Genomic DNA, 19100 nt, shown 5'->3' with positions numbered 1-19100 from the left:
ATCGAGGCTATGATAATACTTTTTACGGTTAAGTGTTATGAATTATTAGAATTAATCTATTTCACAACTCATACATAATGTGTAAGTGCTTTTTGGATCATTTAAGTAGTTCAAGTGTTCAAGCTCGCTTTTAAGTTTAGCGATTGATTTCTCAAGTGGGCTTAAGCTGATAATTGATGTAGGTAAAAGGGCAGTTGCTTGACCAAAAACATTCTTCATAAATAAGTCTTTTGGCGAAAGCTCTTTTTCTACTAACCAAGTATCGAAATCAGTGAGCTTAGCTAAAGTTGCGGCTTCATTTATAGCGTCTTCTAATCCACCTAATTCATCAACAAGGCCTAACTCTTTCGCTTTAGCACCAGACCATACTCTACCTTGAGCAATAGCATCTACTTGTTCAAGAGTCATATTTCTGTTTTCTGCTACTAGGGTAATAAAATCTTGGTAGCCTTTGTTTACGTTCATTTGAATGATTTTTGAAACACCTTCAGAAAGTGGACGAGTAGGGCTGAAGCCTGCAAATTCTGTAGTACCAACACCATCAGTAAAAACGCCTAATTTACTTAACGCATTTTCAAAGGTCATCATTAATCCAAAAATACCAATGGATCCTGTAATGGTTGTTGGCGCTGCGTAAATTTTATCGGCAGGTGCTGAAATCCAATAACCGCCAGAGGCTGCATAGGTTCCCATAGAAGCTACAACAGGTTTACCTGCTTGTTTAAGTAGCTCAACTTCTTGTCTAATTATTTCAGAAGCAAAAGCGCTACCACCGGGGCTGTCTACGCGTAACACTACGGCTTTTACGTTGTCGTCTTCGCGTGCTTGTTGCAATAATTTAGCCGTACTGTCGCCACCTATGGTTCCTGGTTTTTGCGTACCATTTAAAATAGTACCTTTGGCTACGACTATGGCTACTTTGTCTGTTTTTACGGCATGTGGCATAGGGAAAGCTAAATTGAGAGTGGATAAGTAATCTCTAAAGTTAATAGAAGTATACGTATCAGAGGTATCACTAACACCTAATCGTGCTTTTAAAGACGTTTCAACATCGTGACGACTTTTTAATTCATCAACCCATGAGTTGTTTAACGCATATTGAGCAATATCACCATTGACGGCTTCAAGTTTGCTGATAAGAGTTTCAGCATTTTCATCAAAATTGCTAATGTCAAAACCACGTTGTGTAGCGACATTCGTTTTGTAATGAGTCCATAAGTCATTTAACCAGAGTTGATTAGCTTCTTTAGCTTGTGGCGACATATCGTCACGCATATATGGTTCAACTGCTGACTTATACGTACCTACGCGAAATATGTAAGGCGTTATAGCAAGTTTTTCGATAGCTGATTTGTAATACAGTTGGTAACTGCCATAACCGTCAAGTATTAACCAACCGTTTGGATCTAACCAAATTTCATTAGCGTAACTTGCTAAGTAATATTGGTCTTGTGTGAAGTTTTCACCAATAGCAATAATTTGCTTACCTGTGGCTTTAAATGCTTCAAGTTCGTCGCTAATAATGCTCATTTTAGTTAGGCCTGAGCGATTTAATTTATCTAACTTTAACACTAGCGTGGTGATACGATTATCAGTTGTTGCTGATTTAATCACTTTTATAATGTCGGCGAGCAATATTTCGGGGTTTTCTTCTTGTTGACCTAATGCTTCGTTCATAAAGGCTTCAATAGGATCAACTTGTTGCTTTTGTTCAACGACATCACCGTTAAGATCTAAAATAAGAGCTGAATTGTTTTCAACAATAATAGTGTTTTTATCATTAGAAATTGAGGCGATAAAAAGAATAAGTATTCCAAAAAATATTAGATTAATAATAACTTTACGGGATATGTTGATTACTCGGAAAAAGCTTAAGAATATACGTTTAAATAAGTTGGGTTTTTCGTCCATAAATTGTTACTTCTCTATTATCTTCAATTTTTAAGGAATATATCGCTATGCTACTTAATATAAAGCTATTTATGTAGTCTCAATTGTAAATAAATATAATTTTATTTAAATTATTCTTTATGTTGATCGTTGTTTATATCTTTGTTTTTAGAGGCAAGTAGCCTTATTTCCCGCTAATTTAACTCTTCTTTATATAAAACACCCAAAAAAAAGGATAGCGCAATCCTTGTTGTGAAGTGTATTATTAAAAATGGATCGAATAGAACAACTAAATAATTATAAATACTGATAAGGACCTAAAAACAATGAAACATTTGTTTATATTTTTACCTTTACTCTGTTTGGGAATAACTGCATGTTCAGCAGATATAAATAAATCAAAACAGTCGGCAGAGTTAGTTGAAAAAACAAATAGCAAAAAACCTAATATAGTTTTGTTTTTTGTAGATGACCTAGGCTTTGGTGACTTGGGAATGAAAAATCCAATATTTGAATCGCCTAATGTTGATGCGCTTGCTGCACAAAGTTTGAGTTTAGAAAACACGTATGTGGCTAGTCCTACATGTAGCCCTAGCCGTGCAACTTTGCTAACAGGTCAACACCCAGCAAAATTAAAAATGGTTCGCCATTTACCAAGCGGCATACCAACAGAGAGTGTACATTATTGGAAAACAGATCCTGCGCAATTTCCTGTACCTAATTGGTTAGACACTAAATATAAGTCTTATGCTACGGCGATTAAAAAACAAGGTTACTACAATCATTTTGTTGGTAAGTGGCATTTAGGGCATAACAAAGGTTTTCACCCAACAGACCATGGTTTTGATAGCCAATGGGGAACAACCAATGAAGGGCATCCAAAAGGTTACTCAGGTAAGTTTTTTAAAGACTCTTCAATGTTAACTCAACCTAGCGAGCAAGCTTTAACTGAATCGAAAAGTGATAAATACTTAACGGATTTATTAGCACAACACAGTGTCGACTGGATTAACAGTTACGATAAAGACCAACCGTTTATGTTGTCACTTTGGTTTTACAATGTACATCGCCCGTCTCAAGGTAAGCCCGATTATGTTAAACACTTTGAAGAAAAGGGCTTAACAGGAGATATGGCAAAATACGCGGCACAAATAAAATCAATGGATGACGCAGTAGGGCGAGTAAGAGCCGCACTTAAAGCCAAAGGTTTAGATAAAGACACCATTATTTTATTTACATCTGATCAAGGTAGTTACTTCCCTAACTTACCCTTTAGAGGAAAAAAGAAGGGTGAAACATTGTACGAAGGCGGAGCAAGAGTGCCATTTTTTGTACATTGGCCAAATGTTACACATGACGGCACGATAAACCATAGCATTATTCAAACAACGGATATTTTTCCTACTTTAGTTGATATAGCTGGTGGTAATTCTACGCTTGATAAAAATTTAGACGGCGTTTCTTTACTTAATGTTATTCGCGACAATAAAGTCCTTGAGCGTAACAAACCGATTTATGGCTACAGAGCTTATGAAGACTTGTATATATCTGTGCGTGAAGGTAACTGGAAGCTACTAGGTTATCGTAGTGGTGAACGTCGTTTATACAATTTAGGTATTGATCCTTTGGAGCAAAAAAACGTGGTAGAACATTACCCTGAAATTGTTAAGTCGATGACTAGTAAGTTACAAGCGTGGGAAAAAGAAATGGGCGTTGAAAAATACACAGGCTTCCCTAAAGCTCTGTAAATTAGCAATAATTACTCTCCTCTTATTAGCGTTATTTTTTGTATTATAAAATAAATAACGCTAAAGCTCCTTTATTTATCGCCTTTAAGTATTACCTTCAGAACAAGCCTTGTCATTATTTTCTTGATTTTTCGATCTAAAACAATAAGAATGTAGGGATTGCGCTTTCCTTCTTTTTTTGAGGGAATATAAAATAGAGAGCTATAAATGAAAAACGTAACCATTTTTGTGTCGTGGTTAATTGCAGCTTGGGTATTGAACGCTTGTTCATATAATCAAAATGTTATTAATTCTGAAAATAATAAAATCAGTGCTTCTAAAAGTAGTGCTGCAAAAGTCAGCATAAACTCAGGCTGGAAATTCAAAAAATTATTATCTAATGAAAATGATGAGAATAATCATTTAGTCAGTTTTAATGATGACACTTGGAACGACGTTAGATTACCTCATACAGCAAACATTGAACCTTTAGTTGTTAACAATCAATGGCAAGGTATTAGTTGGTACAGAAGACATTTAGACGTGCCTAAAGAGCTTGATGGTAAAAAAGTATTTTTAGAATTTGAAGCAGCAATGAATCATTCAAAAATATGGATTAATAATCAACTTGTTTCTGATCATCACGGTGGATATTTACCGGTTGTTATTGATGCAACTGACTATGTGCTGCCTGGCAAAGAGAACATAGTAGCAGTACGTTTAGACAATACAGACAATGAAATTACAGGGCCTAAACCTCTAAAAATATTAGACTTTAATATGTATGGTGGCTTATACCGTAATGCATGGATGACGGTTAAAGAAAAGGTCTATATCAGTAATGCTAACTTAGCTAATAAAGTAGCCGGTGGTGGTGTGTTTATAACTACGCCAAAAGTTGATACGGCTGAATCTCATGTACAAATCAAAACTCACGTAGTAAACGATATATCTTCTAACAAACAGGTTGTAGTTAATAACGCTGTTTACGATAAAGGTGTTTTAATTAGCCAACAAAGTAGCCCGCTACAAACAATTAATGCAAATTCTGACGCTGAATTTGTTTCTTTAGTAAAAGTGAAAAATGCAAAACTATGGTCGCCAAAGTCACCTTATTTATATGATGTAGTCACTACCGTATTCATTGATGATAAAAAAGTTGATGAGCAAAAAACACGTGTAGGTATTCGTCATTTTGAACTGAAAAATCAAGAACTTTTTATTAATGGTGAAAAAACGTATCTACGTGGTGTTAATCGCCATCAAGACTATCCGTTTATAGGGTATGCGCTTTCAGATAATGCGCAATATCGCGATGCTAAAAAAATAAAAGAAGGTGGCTTCGACTACATTCGTTTATCTCATTATCCACAATCTCCAGCATTTCTTGATGCCTGTGACGAGTTAGGTATTGTTGTTTTAGACGCTATTTTAGGATGGCAGTTTTATGCAGACACAGATCAATTTAGAAATTACACCTACAAATCAGCTAAAGAGTTAATTCGACGTGATCGTAACCATGCTTCAGTATTAGCATGGGAAGTTTCACTTAACGAAACTAAAATGCCGATTTTTTATATGGAAGAACTTAATCGTATTGTACATACAGAATTTCCAGGTGAGAACGTATATTCAGCAGGTTGGATGAACGAGGTTTACGATATTTACTTACAAGCAAGACAACATCGTATTTTACACAAAAGTGATCATGACCCAGTAAAACCTTATTCGGTTTCTGAATACGGCGATTGGGAATACTACTCGCGCAACGCAGGTCTTAATCAAGACAAAATGCCTAAAGATATGCGCTTAGCCACAAGTAGTCGTCAGTTACGTGCCTATGGTGAAAAACGCTTATTACAACAAGTTAAAAACTTGCAAGAGTCGCACAACGACAACTTCAACACCAAAGCGTTTTCAGACAGTTATTGGGTAATGTACGATTATAACCGTGGCTATCATGATGGTATTGAATCATCAGGAGTTATGGATATTTTTAGACTACCTAAATTTGGTTACTACTTTTATCAAAGCCAACAATCACCTGAAATAAAACCTGTTATAAAAATAGCTAGTTACTGGAACGAAAAATCATCTCTTGATATTAAGGTGTTAAGTAACGTTGAAGAAGTTCACTTATTTTTAAATGACAAGCTTATAGCGAAACAAACGCCAGATAACGGCAAAAACACTGAAAACTTAGGTCATCCACCCTTTACTTTTGCGTTAAATAAATACGAAGCAGGTACATTAAAAGCCATAGGTTTTATTAATGGTAAAGCAGTAACACAAGACGTTGTTAAAACTCCGGGCAAAGCTGTTGCCTTAAAAGTATGGTTAGATGAAAGCGGTAAAAAACCAGCAGCAGGGCATAACGATGTATTGTTTGCTTATATTGCCGTAGTGGATGCTAATGGCACAGTATTACCTAACATCACTGAAGAAATCGACTTTACTCTAAATGGTGATGTTAAATTACTGAACCCAAGTGCTGTTGTTACTGAAGCCGGTATCGCAACCGCTTTACTACAAATTGGTGATAAGGCAGGTAATGTAACACTTCATGCTAAACAAGATGAATTGGAAGGGAGGTTAACGTTTACCTCTAAATAGTGATTATATGAAATTTAGCATGTTAATGTAAAACTTAAAAAAGCTTTATTACTATATGGTAATAAAGCTTTTTTAGTATATATGAATCTATTTTTATAGTTTTTTTATTGAATATGTATCTTCATTTTGTCATTTATACAGCACTAAATCGTTTTAGGTTAATATAGGTGTAAGTGTAGTAAACGTTTACATTTTAATTGGTGTATTGTATGCTTTTTGTTATTTTCCATTATCAAGATTAGGTTGTTAAAAATAATACTTGTGTGGTTTGATTTCTCATTATTTAGGACAGATTAAATGATAAAAAGCTTTTACGTGCTACCTGTACTTTGTGTTTTTGGGTTTACAGCATGTGGTTATTCAACGCATATTAAAAACAATACTGAAGCTGATAAAGACCAAGTTCAAGTCCCTTATCTTAACCCTCAAACAAAAAACACCTCTCAAGCATGGAAATCTTTACTTGAAAGTAATGACTTATCACAATGGAAGATTGTTGGTGGTAAATCTACTTATCATATTGAAAATAATGCAGTAGTTGGTACTAGCGTAGCAAGTAAAAAAAATACATTTTTAATTAGTAAAGAAACCTACAGTGACTTTATTTTTGAAACCGATGTTAAAGCCGATACCAGCATCAACTCAGGTATTCAATTTAGAAGTAATATTCACAACAAAGGTTTCGTATATGGTTATCAAATGGAAATAGATACCAGCACAAGAGCCTGGAGTGGCGGAATATATGATCAATCTCGCCGAGGTTGGATATACAACTTAACGCGTAATAATGCTTGTTCAAAAGAGTTTAAAGTAAACGATTGGAATAAATACAGAATTGAGGCAATCGGTAATACCATAAAAACATTTATTAATAACGTGCCGTGTTCATCTGTAATAGATGATATGACTTCTCAAGGCTTTATTGCTTTGCAAGTTCATAGCGCAGGAAAAAATAAAGATGGTAAAAAGGTGCAATGGCGTGATCCTAAAATTATTACCGTGAAGCCTAAACAGCACCTTTTAAAAATACCTGAAAACCAAGAGCCATTAGTATTTAATTATTTAAATAATCAGATAAGCGAGGATGAAACTAAACAGGGTTGGTCGTTAATTCCATTAGGGGATACTGCCCAAAAATTAACAGCAAAAAATAATCTAGTTATTGATAACCCTCATACTTCTTTTGAATTAGAGCTAGACTTTAAATTAACGGATAACCTAAATGCTGCAATTAACTACTTGGCGACCTCTCAAAAGAACGCACTAATTTACCCGTTAATTGATAACGATATCATTAAAAATACAGATAAAGGCATAAATAGTTTAGGGGCCATTAAAGGACTTGTAGCACCTAAAAACCTTTCGGAACCTACTTATAAATCTATGCGCTTTAATGGTAAAGGACAATGGAATCGAGCACGAATATTAGTACAACAAACACAAAAAGATAATTTTCATATTGAACACTGGATGAACAATATAAAAATAGCCGAATATGAATTTAAAACAACGCCTGAAACAGTTAATTCACTTTCAAAAGTTATCAGTATTAGCTTACAACAAGGCCAACTTGAAGCACGTAACGTAAAACTTAAAGGCTTGCCTGAATTTAAAAGCGTAACAGAGAAAAAAAATCCAGGCGATCGTCCTGGCCATGTAATGGATAAAGTGGTGCCTGAAAATATCATTCCTCCTTCCCCTATATTGTCGATTGAAGAAGCTCTTAATGCTTTTAAAGTTCATAAAGATTTTGACATTGACGTCATAGCGCAAGATCCACTTGTTTTTGATCCTGTTGTTGCTTTGTATGATGCTGCGGGTCGTTTATGGGTTGTTGAAATGACCACCTTTATGCAAGATGTTGAAGCAACTGATGAAATGCTACCCGAAAGTCAAATAGTCGTATTAACCGACACCAATCAAGACGGTATAATGGATAAACGACAAGTGCTTATCGAAAATATTTTGTTACCTCGTGCGCTAGCTTTTGTACCTAATGGGATTATTTGGGCTGATCACGTAAAACTATATTTTTCTGAATTATCTGAAAATAATGGCAAGTTTACCGTAATCAATACCGAAGTTGTTGATGCAACTTACGCTAAAGGCGGTAATGTTGAACATAAACCCAATGGCTTGTTATACAGTTTAGATAATTGGTATTACAACGCTAAATCTAAAGCTCGTTACCGACCTATCCCTCTTGATCAAAAAACACCTGACGGAACTTACGAAATATACCGCAATAAACATTGGAAAATGTTAAAAGCAGAAACAGAATTTAGAGGCCAGTGGGGGATAACACAAGACGATTACGGGCGTCATTACTTTCTTGGAAACTCATCTCCTTTACATACCACGTCATTTATTCCTAATGTTGTTAACCGATTGCCACAGCATAAATTTAGCGCAGACTTAATTCAGCAAAAATTAGGAACAGCTGAAGTATTTCCTATAAGAGTTACACCGGGCTTAAATCGTGGCTATAACAAAGGAATGTACAATGAAGATTTTAAATTAAAATATCATACTGCCGCTTGTGGTCCGCTTATATATCGTGGTGATCAGTTTCCAGAGCAGTATTACGGCATAGGACTAATGCAAGAACCCGCAGGTAATCTTGTAAAAGCCATTAAGTTATCTGAAATTAACGGTATTGTTAAGGGAGAAGCTCTTTTTGAACAACAAGAATTACTCGCCTCAACTGACGAAAGATTTCGTCCGGTTAGTGCTATAAACTCTCCAGACGGAACCATCACGGTGATCGATTTTTATCACGGTATACTGCAACATAGAGTATTTTTAACGAGTTACTTAGCCGAGCAAATTAAAAGCAGAGATTTAGAACGTAACAAGCATATTGGTCGTTTATACCGCTTAAAACACAAAAGCAGTGAGGTTAAAAAAGTCGATTATTTAAATAATCTAACAGCTACACAACTTGTACCTTACTTAGCACATAGTAACGGTTGGCATAGAGATATGGCTCAACAGCTTATTGTAATGAAACAAGACAAGTCTGTTATTAACGCTTTAAAAACCATGGCGATTTCACATAGCGATCATTTAGCGCGAATAAAGGCTCTTTGGACGTTAGAAGGATTGAACGCACTTGATTTAGATTTACTCAAAAAAGCGGTGCAAGTACAGCAAAGCCCAGAGTTGACCAATGTATTTACTCAGGCATTTATTAATAAAATTAAACGTTCTGTTTATCGATTAAGTGAGCATTTTATAACATCACCACCACTTACGCAGTGGATAGAAGGTGAAGCTAAAACTGCTAATGCAGAAACCGCTAACGCACTAATTTTAGCTGCAGGAACTCATAAAGTTTTCAAAGCAATAACAAGTTTAACTAATACCTTTGGTGTGACTGATTTCACTATTGCCAGTATAGGGCAGAACCACAAAAGCTTTATCGCTGAGCAAAACAAAAGGTTGAACCCAAAAAGCCAAAAAAATATCCAAGCCGTGTTTAACAACATAGAAAACCAAGTAACTGAGAACAAAATGAATAAAAAACTTCTCGCAAGCTTTAACAGAGGAAAAGAGTTATTCGAAGGTAAGGCGGGGTGTTTTGGTTGCCATGGTGCTGATGGCGAAGGGTCGAGCATGGTACCACCATTAAACAAAAGTACTTGGGTTACTCAATCACCAGAGCGTTTAAGTGCTATTTTACTGCGAGGTTTATATGGCCCCGTTACAGTAAGAGGTACTTTGTACAAAAGTCCAATGACTATGCCTGGCTTAGCTGAGAGTAGTGAAATAACCGACGCTGAACTAGCTGATATCGCCAGTTACATTAGAAATGCATGGCAAAACAAATCGTCAGCAGTATCTGAAGATATGATCAAAGCTATTAGAAAAAATACAGAAAATCAACATACCCCTTTTACAGTGGATACTTTAAAACAAGCGGGTTTTAAGTAACTTTATACTTGAAGGTAAGCTGAACACCTTGGTTGTATTAGCTCATTTATAAAGGCTTCTATTAAGAAGCCTTTTATATTTTTATTTATGTAAGTATTTTCTTTAACCCTCTCTTAACCTCGCTATCGTTAAACTTGAGCCTCATTCTGTTATGAGAGGTTCAAAGTGAAAACTTATTCATTGTATTTTTCAGTGTTCAGCTTTTGTTTTATGAGTGCATGTTCAACGTTTGAAGATGTTCACTTTGACGAACGAGCGAACACGCAACTTAAAAATATTGCACAAACGAGTATAGATGTTAGTAATAACAAAGCTATGTCGCTTTCGCAATTACTGATTATTGAAGAAGCTAATGCCCTTATTACTACGGCATTGGCGAATAATCCTAATTTACAGCAAACCTTAATTACCTTAAAAACAGCAGAGCAACAGCTATCTGTTAGTAGTTCAAACCAATGGCCAAGTATTTCTGCTGGATTAAATGCTAAAAAAAATGAAGCAACAGCTTCTAGCTCAAGTGCAGCGGTTTATAGCACAAGTGTTGATATAGCGTGGACCCTAGATATTTGGCAACAACTAGCCAATGCTACCGATGCACAACAAGCTAATGCGCTAGCAACGGCATATGCTTATCAAGGCGCTAAAGATTTACTTGCCGCTAATGTTATGAAGGCTTATTTAGGCTTAGTACAATTTACTCAACTTATTGATATAGAGAAAAAGCGTGTAGCAACATTAAGCACCAACGAACAAATCATCGTGGATCGCTACCGTAAGGGGCTGAGTGAACTAACAGAGCTTGATACTGCAAAATCATCTACTCAAAACAGCCAAGCAACCCTTGTTAATTTTCAGGCGCAATATCAGCAAGCATTAAGAAATTTAGTCTTGTTAACAGGCGTGAGTGATCAACAACTTGAATACCGTACAAGTTATCCTGCGGTTGTTATGCCGTTAGATAAAATGCAAAAACAGAATTTAGCGCGACGACCCGATCTTCAACAAGCTTATCAAAATATTATCGCCAGCCAATATCAGCATAAAGTGGCTTATAAAGCATTATTGCCTAATTTGTCTATTACTGGCTCAATGGGTGATAGTAATAGCAATTTACACAACGCACTGTTTGGCAGTAATGCATGGGAATTGTTAGGTAAACTATCGGCACCTATTTTTAATGCGGGTAAGTTAACCAGCGAAGTTGAAATTGCTAAATTAGCGGCAGAAAAAAGCTATTGGAATTTTCAAGAAAAGCTCTTAAACGCGGTTAACGAAGTCGACAATGCTATCGCGCAAGAAGCTGCTATTGCTCAGCGTTTACAGTATACCGAATCTGCATTGGCAAGTGCGCAACGAAGTGAGGCCACATACACCTTGCGTTATCGTCAGGGTACAGCGTCACTTATCGAGTTATTACAAGTTCAACAACAAACCTTCTCACTACAATCACAAGTTACACAATTGACGTATGAACGATTAAATAATCGTATCACTTTAGGTCTTGCGCTGGGCTTAGGAATCTAATTATGAAAATTATTAATAAAAAATCACTCGCAACAGTTGTTGGCTTAGCTTGCATATTTTTAGCTATTGGTATTAACAGCACGTTATCGGCTAATCAACAACGTACGCCACCGCCTAAAGCAGCTCCGCAGTATCCGGTAGTTTCTGTAACACAAACGTCACCTGTAACACATCATGCTTCTGTTACGGCTTACGGTGTGGTTAAGTCTCGTAATCAACTTGCACTAACATCACAAGTTAGTGGCAGAATAACGATGTTATCTAACAAATTCCTTACCGGTAATACCTTTAAAAAAGGGGAAGTATTAGCAGAGGTAGAATCGATTGTTTATCAACAAGCGCTTGCTAACGCACAAGTTAATTTAGCTAATGCTGAACTCGCTTTAGCGCAAGAAGAATTAAATAGCAGCCAAGCGGCACAAGAGTGGCAACAGTCAGGACTTGCCAACGAGCAAGCGTCAGACCTTGTATTACGTAAGCCTCAACTCGCAGCAGCAAAAGCGCAACATGTAATGGCGAGTAAAGCATTAGCTAAAGCGGAATATGACTTAGCTCAAACAAAATTAGTTGCACCGTTTGATGCATTAGTTGTGTCGAAAGAGGTACAAGTAGGTAGTAATGTTCAAGCGGGTAATACCGTTGCCGAACTTTACGATATTTCGTTATTTGAAGTGTCATTGCCGTTATCTCAACAGCAATGGCAGTTATTACCTAAAGGTTTAAGTGAACACAATGTGCTGTCTACTATAAAGGTAAAACTAACTGATGAAACAAGCCATGAACAATGGCAAGCAAGGTTTGATCGTTTCGAACAACATATCGATAGCGCAAGTCGCCAACGCTCGTTAGTGGTTTCTATAGAAAACCCTATTGCTTTGTCTAATCCGTTATTTCCTGGTTCTTTTGTTAAAGCGACGATTGAAGGCGAGGCGATCGAAAATTTATGGAAATTACCAGCATCTTCATTAATTGATAACCAAACAATTTGGCAGGTTAATGATGAAGGTTTATTAGCTCATTTAGCGGTTAAGGTATTATTTTCTCAAGGTAATGCTGTGTATGTTCAACCAACAGAAGCTTTAACTCAAGCACTTATTGTTAACCGACCTTTATCAAGTTACCTAGTGAATATGAAGGTAGAAGCTAACGGAGAGGAGTTATTGTAATGACAACACCTGTAACAACGCCACCTTATGAGCAACGCGGTATTATCGCGTGGTTTGCTGGTAACTCGGTAGCCGCGAACTTATTAATGCTATCTATTATATTTCTTGGCTTAATGTCTTTTAATCAGCTGAGAAAAGAAGCCTTTCCTGCAATGGCAACTGACTCTATTCGCATATCAATGACCTACGACAGTGGCGACGCACAGCTTTCTGAAGAAGGTATAGCGATAAAAATAGAAGAAGCATTAGCCACAGTACAAGGAATAAAGCGTGTAACTTCTACATCCAACGCCAATGGGAGTAGTGTCGTAGTAGAAGCAAACTCAAGTTATGATTTAGATCTGTTATTACGTGACGTTAAAGCAAAAATAGATGCCGTTTATAATTTTCCGGCTGAAGCTGAAAACCCTGTTATTGAAATAGTTACGCGCTTACGTCATGCCTATTCAATTAAAATATTTGGTGATAGCGACCGTAGTGCATTACAAGCGATTGCTGAACGCATAAAAGTAGACTTGCTCGCGCAGTCGTCTATTTCTAATGTAGACATTAGTGGTAAAGCTGAACCTATGATGTCGATAGAGCTTGATGAGCAAAAGCTACAAGCTTACAACTTATCGTTTTCTGATGTTGCTGCGGTTGTTAATAGCGAATCGTCCACGGGCATTTCAACTAGTTTACGTAACGCCGATAAAGTCGTGCGATTAAAAGTTGCAGAACAAGCCTATCAACAACAAGAGTTCGCGAATATTCCTTTATTAACGCTAGCTGATGGTAGCCAAGTGAAATTAGGTGACGTGGCCAATATTAATGATGCATTTGCTGATGATAAGTTTGTTGTAGGTCGCTATAACGGTAAGCCGGGTATTGGTATTAACATTACCGTTGATGAAACAGGCGACGTATTAAAAATAGTAGAGCAAGCCAATAATATTGTTAGTAAATGGCAAGAAAGCGCATTGTTACCACAAGGTGTAGCGATTGAAACATGGAACGATGGCGGAACGCTGATTCGCGATAGATTAGCACTATTAATCAAAAATGCCTTATCAGGTATCGCGTTAGTATTTATTATTTTAGCCTTGTTTCTTAACTTACGTGTGGCGTTTTGGGTTACAGCAGGTTTACCGTTTATTTTTTGCGGTACTTTGTTTTTTATGACGGATAACTTTACCGGCATGACCATTAACGAAATGACTACCTTTGGTTTTATTCTTGCGCTGGGGATCGTGGTAGATGATGCCGTCGTGGTGGGTGAGAGTATTTACGCTACCCGAAAATCAGACGGCGATTCTTTACAAAGTACCATTGCAGGCGCAAAAAAGGTGGCTGTGCCTACCATATTTGGTGTACTTACCACAGTAGCAACCTTTGTCGCTTTAGCGAATGTTGAAGGCACCATGGGGAAAGTGTATTCACAGTTCGCTGTTATTGTCACTATTTGCTTATTGTTATCAGTGGTTGAATCAAAACTTATATTACCTTCACATTTAGCACATTTAAATACTCATACTAAAGCTAGAACAGGCTGGCGTAGTATATGGCCACGTATTCAGCATGGTTGTGATTACGGCTTACAATGGTTTAGTGAACGCATATATTTACCATCAATCAAATGGGCTATTCAATATCGTTATGGGGTGTTATTTGGTTTTATTTCTATTTTTATTTTAGTGATAGGTATGCCACAAAATGGTGGTGTTCGTGTGGCTTTCTTTCCTGATATTCCGGGGAGTGTTGTTGAAGCTAATATGTCGATGCAAAACGATACAAGTTTCGGGCAAACCAGTAAAAACTTAAATGCGATAGAGCTTGCCGCACTACGTACCGATGAAAAATTAATGGCTGAACATGGTCAAAAGGGCACAGCAATCGACACCATAGAAGTGATTGGTGAAAGTGATTTGTCTGGCTCAGTTGTTGTCGAGTTAGACGAGTCTGCACCTTATGGCTTAATCGAGTTTGCTCGTGTTTGGAAAGCCGAAGCCAAAATGCCTGAAGGCGTAAGAAAACTTGATATTCGTTCAGGCTTTGGTGGCAGAGACAACTTTAAAGTTGAGCTAAAAGCATGGAATACCGACACCATTAGCGCCGCAGGGCAAGAAATTAAAGCCGCTATTGCACAAGTTGCAGGTGTGAGTGGTATTGATGATAACTTTGATTCAGGCCAAGCACAGCTTCGTTTTGCGCTAACCGAACAAGGCTTGTCGTTAGGGTTAACTACACAAGAGCTTTCACGACAAGTATTACAAGCTTTTGGTGGTGAAATAGTACAACGTTATCAACGAGGAAAAGACGAAGTTAAAGTACGTATTCGTTATCCTGAAAGTGAGCGTCAAACCGTTGATGATGTAATGAAGGCAAACGTAAGGCTAGCGAACGGGCAGGTGGTTCCGCTGGCGTTAGTGGCTAACGTAACTTCTGAGTATCAGCAAAACGATATTACACGTATTTCGGGTTTACCTGCCGTGTATGTAAGTGCGCGAGTCGATAAAGACATTTTATCGTCTAACGAGCTAGTACAAAGCTTACAAACTACATTAATCCCTAGTTTAGAAAACCGTTATCCCGATCTAAATATTCATTTTGCAGGCGAGGCTGAATCACAAGCAGAAACCACTAATTCAATGAGCCGTTTGTTTATGATGGCGATGGCGGCTATTTATATATTATTAGCTATTCCGCTGCGTTCATATGTTCAACCCATCATTATTATGATGGCGATACCTTTTGGTTTAGTAGGCGCTATTTTAGGTCATTGGTTAAATGACATGGTGATCAGTATCTTATCTTTTAACGGTATTGTGGCGTTAAGTGGTGTAGTGGTAAACGATAGCTTATTGTTGGTTTCGCGCTTTAATACATTAAAAAAAGAAAAAGCTAAAATATCTGATGCTATTATTGAAGCTTGTACCGGCAGGTTACGCGCAGTATTACTGACTTCAATAACCACATACGCAGGCTTAATGCCGTTGTTAAGCGAAACGTCAACACAAGCGCAGTTTATTATTCCGGCTGCGGCATCTCTGGGTTATGGCATTTTGTTTGCTACCTTTATTACGTTACTATTAGTGCCGTCGTTACTCATGATGCAACAAGACGCCATCAATGTTATCGATAAAATAAAACGTAAATTTAGCGGTAAAACGCAAGAGGATTTAGTGCATGACCATTAAAGTATTACTTGTTGAAGATGATGTCGATTTAGCGGCTACCGTTGTAGATTATTTAGAGATTGAAGGCATTAGCTGCGATCATGCCTCTAACGGTGTACAAGGATTGTCGCTTATTGAATCAAATGCGTATCAAGTGATTCTATTAGACATTAATTTACCTCGTTTAGATGGTTTGTCGGTTTGTCAAAAAGTACGTGAGAGCAGTAACGAAACACCTATTTTAATGTTAACAGCGCGCGACTCTTTGGGTGATAAAATAGCAGGGTTTGATGCCGGTACAGACGACTACCTTGTTAAACCTTTCGAAATTGAAGAGCTACTGGTGCGAGTTATTGCACTGTCAACACGCCGAAGTGGGCAATTAAGTCATCTTACGTTAGGTAAATTAGTACTAAATACCAGAGAATGTACTGCAATATATGGCGATGACCCCATAAAACTAACGCCTATAACATTCAAGCTACTACAAAAATTGATGCGAGATGCTTCAAAACCTGTTTCACGAGAGGCGTTAATGCAGGCGGTTTGGGGAGACGAGCAGCCTGACAGTAATAGCCTAAAAGTGCACATTCATCATTTACGTAAACAGCTGGCTAACGTTAATGCTAATTTGACTCTTGATACCGCTACAGGTTTTGGCTTTGTATTAAGAGCTATAAACACATTCAGGTAAATTAAATGAGTATTCGTACCTATATTTTTGCATTACTAACCAGTTTAGTTTTAATGATTGCGGTTATTTTGTCGTATCAAAGTGCGAGTATTTTTGTTGGCTCGTTTGACAAAATGACCCAAAGAATGATGACGGGCATTGCGAAGCAATACCCTGAACAAGGGAAAGTTGAACAAGACATATTAGGATATCATGTAACGACCGATTGGCAGCTTGTACCGCAGCAAGTGCGTGATCAGTTTTCCCAAGAGTCTATTGAAAACAACATATTGTATTCAAAGTTTGTTGGTTGGGTATTTATTGCACCACCAGAAAAAGCTTATGTACTTATGGCGTTTGAGCGCGATGGGAAAAAAATCTTTATTTCATTATTCAATGAAAACGTACGAGAGCACGTAGCTAAAAAACATCAGGACAAAGGTATTATTCTTGATCCTATGCAAGAAATTATTCTGGTGGGTACTTCAGGGCTTATTATTTTTGTATTGGTATTATTAGCCATATTTAAAAAAATCACTGTGCCAGTAGAATCGCTACAAGCGTGGGGTAAAGGGCTCACCATTAACGATATTAACAAACCACGACCAGATTTTAGATTTAAAGAACTCAACGCAGTCGCATCACTTATGCACGACAACTTAGTTTCGGTGGCCGAATCGATAGAACGAGAACAAACCTTTTTAAGTTACGCAAGCCATGAATTACGTACACCTATTGCTGTTATTAGAAGTAACGCGGCACTACTTGAAAAAGTAAATCCGAATCCTTCTGACAATGAAAGAAAAATACGTGATCGTATTCAACGTGCCAGTTTAACCATGAAGTCTATAACTGAAACACTTTTATGGTTAAGTAGAGAAGGCGATACCGATATGCCTATTGAAACTAGCTGTTTAGGTGATTTAGTGCAAAGTACTCAAAATGAATTAATTTATTTACTCTCCGGCAAGTTGGTTACAGTAAATATTGATACAGATGAAACGCAAGTGGATATAGCGGTAGTACCGAGTTTAATTGTATTGAATAACTTGATCAGAAATGCCTTTCAACATACGCAGCAAGGACGAGTTGATATTGTACAAAGGGGCAATGAAGTCATTATTACAAATATTGAAGAATGTTATGAAGAAGGTGTTGAAGGAGCAAACGAAACACAAGCCAATAAGCCATCAGATAATAATGAACTGGGCTTTGGTTTAGGTATGCAGTTAGTAGAAAAACTTACTAAACAATTTGGCTGGCGTTACACTACAACCAAACTAGACTATGGTTACAGTGTGTCGGTGTTTTTTAGTTAACCTAAAATTGGGTTAATTTACATTTTAAGGTCTTATAAATTTATGTCGTTAATACCATTTGAAATATATCAAGGTAGTAAAAAAAGAATCTTGCTAACAGGCGGTACCGGATTTATTGGTAAGCGATTAATACAGATCCTTATGTACTTAAAACATGACGTTACTCTTTTAGTTAGAAACATACAGATTGCGAGCACCACACTCCCTACAGAAGTTAATTTTATAACCCAGTTTTCTGAAATTACTGACGAGGCTGAATTTGATGTCATTATAAATCTAGCTGGCGAACCTTTAGCAAAAGGGCGATGGACAAAACAGCGTAAAGCTATATTTATTAATAGCCGACTCAATATTACTGCGGGTATTTGTGATCTTGTTAAACGCCTTAAACATAAACCGGAGGTGTTAATTAACGGTTCTGCTATCGGTTATTATGGTCCTCATCAAGATGAAGTATTAGACGAAAATGGTGCTGTTGTTCATTGCTTTTCACATGAACTATGTCGCCAATGGGAAGAACAAGCACTCAAGGTTGAAGCTCAAGGCATTAGAGTATGCTTATTACGTATAGGTATTGTGTTAGGTGATGATGGTGGACCGTTAGCTGAACTACGTTTACCTTTTGACTATGGCTTTTCAATGCAAATATCTAAGGGAGAGCAGTTTATGTCTTGGATCCACCGTGATGATTTAATCGCCATAATTATCCATTTATTTACTCATTCAAAAGTTCATGGAGCAATTAATGGTACAGCACCTAACCCGGTTACAAATAAAGTATTTGCAGATACTTTGAGCTTACATTTAAAAACTTTTCTTCGGATTAAGTTTCCAGCAAAACTACTCAGTTTAATTGTGGGTGAATTAGCTGATGAAGTCCTTATTACCGGTCAGCGTGTTATTCCTGCCAACATTCAGCAAGATGGATTTGAATTTACCTATCCTGAGTTAAATATAGCGTTTGATAACTTGATTCATTAATTCCAGTTCTGATTAATGGATTTTATAACTGATTGTATTTAGGTTAACTCAAACGGTTGGTGTGGCTATATGAAGTTTTCTACGAGGTTAATGAAAAGAAATAGCTAGATATTGTCTAG

The 19100-nt window shown here is 37.0% G+C and carries 10 protein-coding genes; 9 read left to right on the top strand and 1 reads right to left on the bottom strand.

Annotation, left to right across the window (positions count from 1 at the left end):
* Nucleotides 1-51 precede the first annotated feature (51 nt).
* Nucleotides 52-1911 carry a signal peptide peptidase SppA gene (gene sppA, locus B0X80_RS16205; protein ID WP_077342178.1) on the bottom strand — a complete coding sequence of 620 codons (1860 nt, stop codon included), beginning with the start codon at nt 1909-1911 and terminating at the stop codon, nt 52-54.
* A 305-nt stretch (nt 1912-2216) separates the two neighbouring features.
* On the opposite strand from sppA, the gene B0X80_RS16200 reads away from it, so the two are divergent.
* The 9 genes from B0X80_RS16200 to B0X80_RS16160 all read left to right on the top strand — a co-directional run bounded on the left by B0X80_RS16200 (nt 2217) and on the right by B0X80_RS16160 (nt 18981).
* Nucleotides 2217-3638 (top strand): sulfatase, encoded by a 1422-nt coding sequence (locus tag B0X80_RS16200; RefSeq protein WP_077342176.1) that lies wholly within the window; start codon nt 2217-2219, stop codon nt 3636-3638.
* A gap of 207 nt (nt 3639-3845) precedes the next feature.
* Nucleotides 3846-6230 (top strand): glycoside hydrolase family 2 TIM barrel-domain containing protein, encoded by a 2385-nt coding sequence (locus B0X80_RS16195; RefSeq protein WP_077342174.1) that lies wholly within the window; start codon nt 3846-3848, stop codon nt 6228-6230.
* A 297-nt stretch (nt 6231-6527) separates the two neighbouring features.
* Nucleotides 6528-10163, top strand: coding sequence for a PVC-type heme-binding CxxCH protein (locus tag B0X80_RS16190; protein ID WP_077342171.1), 3636 nt, complete (start codon nt 6528-6530; stop codon nt 10161-10163).
* Between the two features lie 165 nt (nt 10164-10328).
* A complete protein-coding gene (locus tag B0X80_RS16185; protein WP_139345338.1) occupies nt 10329-11687 on the top strand; it encodes a TolC family protein in 1359 nt (452 codons plus the stop codon).
* Between the two features lie 2 nt (nt 11688-11689).
* Nucleotides 11690-12853 carry an efflux RND transporter periplasmic adaptor subunit gene (locus B0X80_RS16180; RefSeq protein WP_077342167.1) on the top strand — a complete coding sequence of 388 codons (1164 nt, stop codon included), beginning with the start codon at nt 11690-11692 and terminating at the stop codon, nt 12851-12853.
* A complete protein-coding gene (locus B0X80_RS16175) occupies nt 12853-16029 on the top strand; it encodes an efflux RND transporter permease subunit (protein ID WP_077342165.1) in 3177 nt (1058 codons plus the stop codon). The genes B0X80_RS16180 and B0X80_RS16175 overlap by 1 nt, the downstream gene beginning before the upstream one ends.
* On the top strand, nt 16019-16702 hold the full coding sequence (locus tag B0X80_RS16170) for a response regulator transcription factor (RefSeq protein ID WP_077342163.1): 684 nt from the start codon (nt 16019-16021) through the stop codon (nt 16700-16702). The genes B0X80_RS16175 and B0X80_RS16170 overlap by 11 nt, the downstream gene beginning before the upstream one ends.
* Before the next feature lie 5 nt (nt 16703-16707).
* The gene (locus tag B0X80_RS16165; protein WP_077342161.1) at nt 16708-18000 is read left to right on the top strand and encodes a sensor histidine kinase; all 1293 of its coding nucleotides are present in this window, start codon (nt 16708-16710) and stop codon (nt 17998-18000) included.
* Nucleotides 18001-18042: 42 nt separating this feature from the next.
* Nucleotides 18043-18981 (top strand): TIGR01777 family oxidoreductase, encoded by a 939-nt coding sequence (locus B0X80_RS16160; protein WP_077342157.1) that lies wholly within the window; start codon nt 18043-18045, stop codon nt 18979-18981.
* The last annotated feature ends 119 nt before the right edge of the window (nt 18982-19100 follow it).

Source organism: Pseudocolwellia agarivorans, assembly GCF_002000085.1.
Taxonomy (GTDB): domain Bacteria; phylum Pseudomonadota; class Gammaproteobacteria; order Enterobacterales; family Alteromonadaceae; genus Pseudocolwellia; species Pseudocolwellia agarivorans.
The sequence above is the reverse complement of the archived record's forward strand: the minus strand, read 5'-3'. Positions and strand labels throughout refer to the sequence as shown.

Excerpts from the sequence above, each read along its gene's own strand:
- B0X80_RS16160 (WP_077342157.1), top strand. The coding sequence starts at position 18,043 with ATGTCGTTAATACCATTTGAAATATATCAAGGTAGTAAAAAAAGAATC.
- B0X80_RS16175 (WP_077342165.1), top strand. The coding sequence starts at position 12,853 with ATGACAACACCTGTAACAACGCCACCTTATGAGCAACGCGGTATTATC.
- B0X80_RS16170 (WP_077342163.1), top strand. The coding sequence starts at position 16,019 with ATGACCATTAAAGTATTACTTGTTGAAGATGATGTCGATTTAGCGGCT.
- B0X80_RS16200 (WP_077342176.1), top strand. The coding sequence starts at position 2,217 with ATGAAACATTTGTTTATATTTTTACCTTTACTCTGTTTGGGAATAACT.
- B0X80_RS16195 (WP_077342174.1), top strand. The coding sequence starts at position 3,846 with ATGAAAAACGTAACCATTTTTGTGTCGTGGTTAATTGCAGCTTGGGTA.
- B0X80_RS16165 (WP_077342161.1), top strand. The coding sequence starts at position 16,708 with ATGAGTATTCGTACCTATATTTTTGCATTACTAACCAGTTTAGTTTTA.
- B0X80_RS16180 (WP_077342167.1), top strand. The coding sequence starts at position 11,690 with ATGAAAATTATTAATAAAAAATCACTCGCAACAGTTGTTGGCTTAGCT.
- B0X80_RS16190 (WP_077342171.1), top strand. The coding sequence starts at position 6,528 with ATGATAAAAAGCTTTTACGTGCTACCTGTACTTTGTGTTTTTGGGTTT.
- sppA (WP_077342178.1), bottom strand. The coding sequence starts at position 1,911 with ATGGACGAAAAACCCAACTTATTTAAACGTATATTCTTAAGCTTTTTC.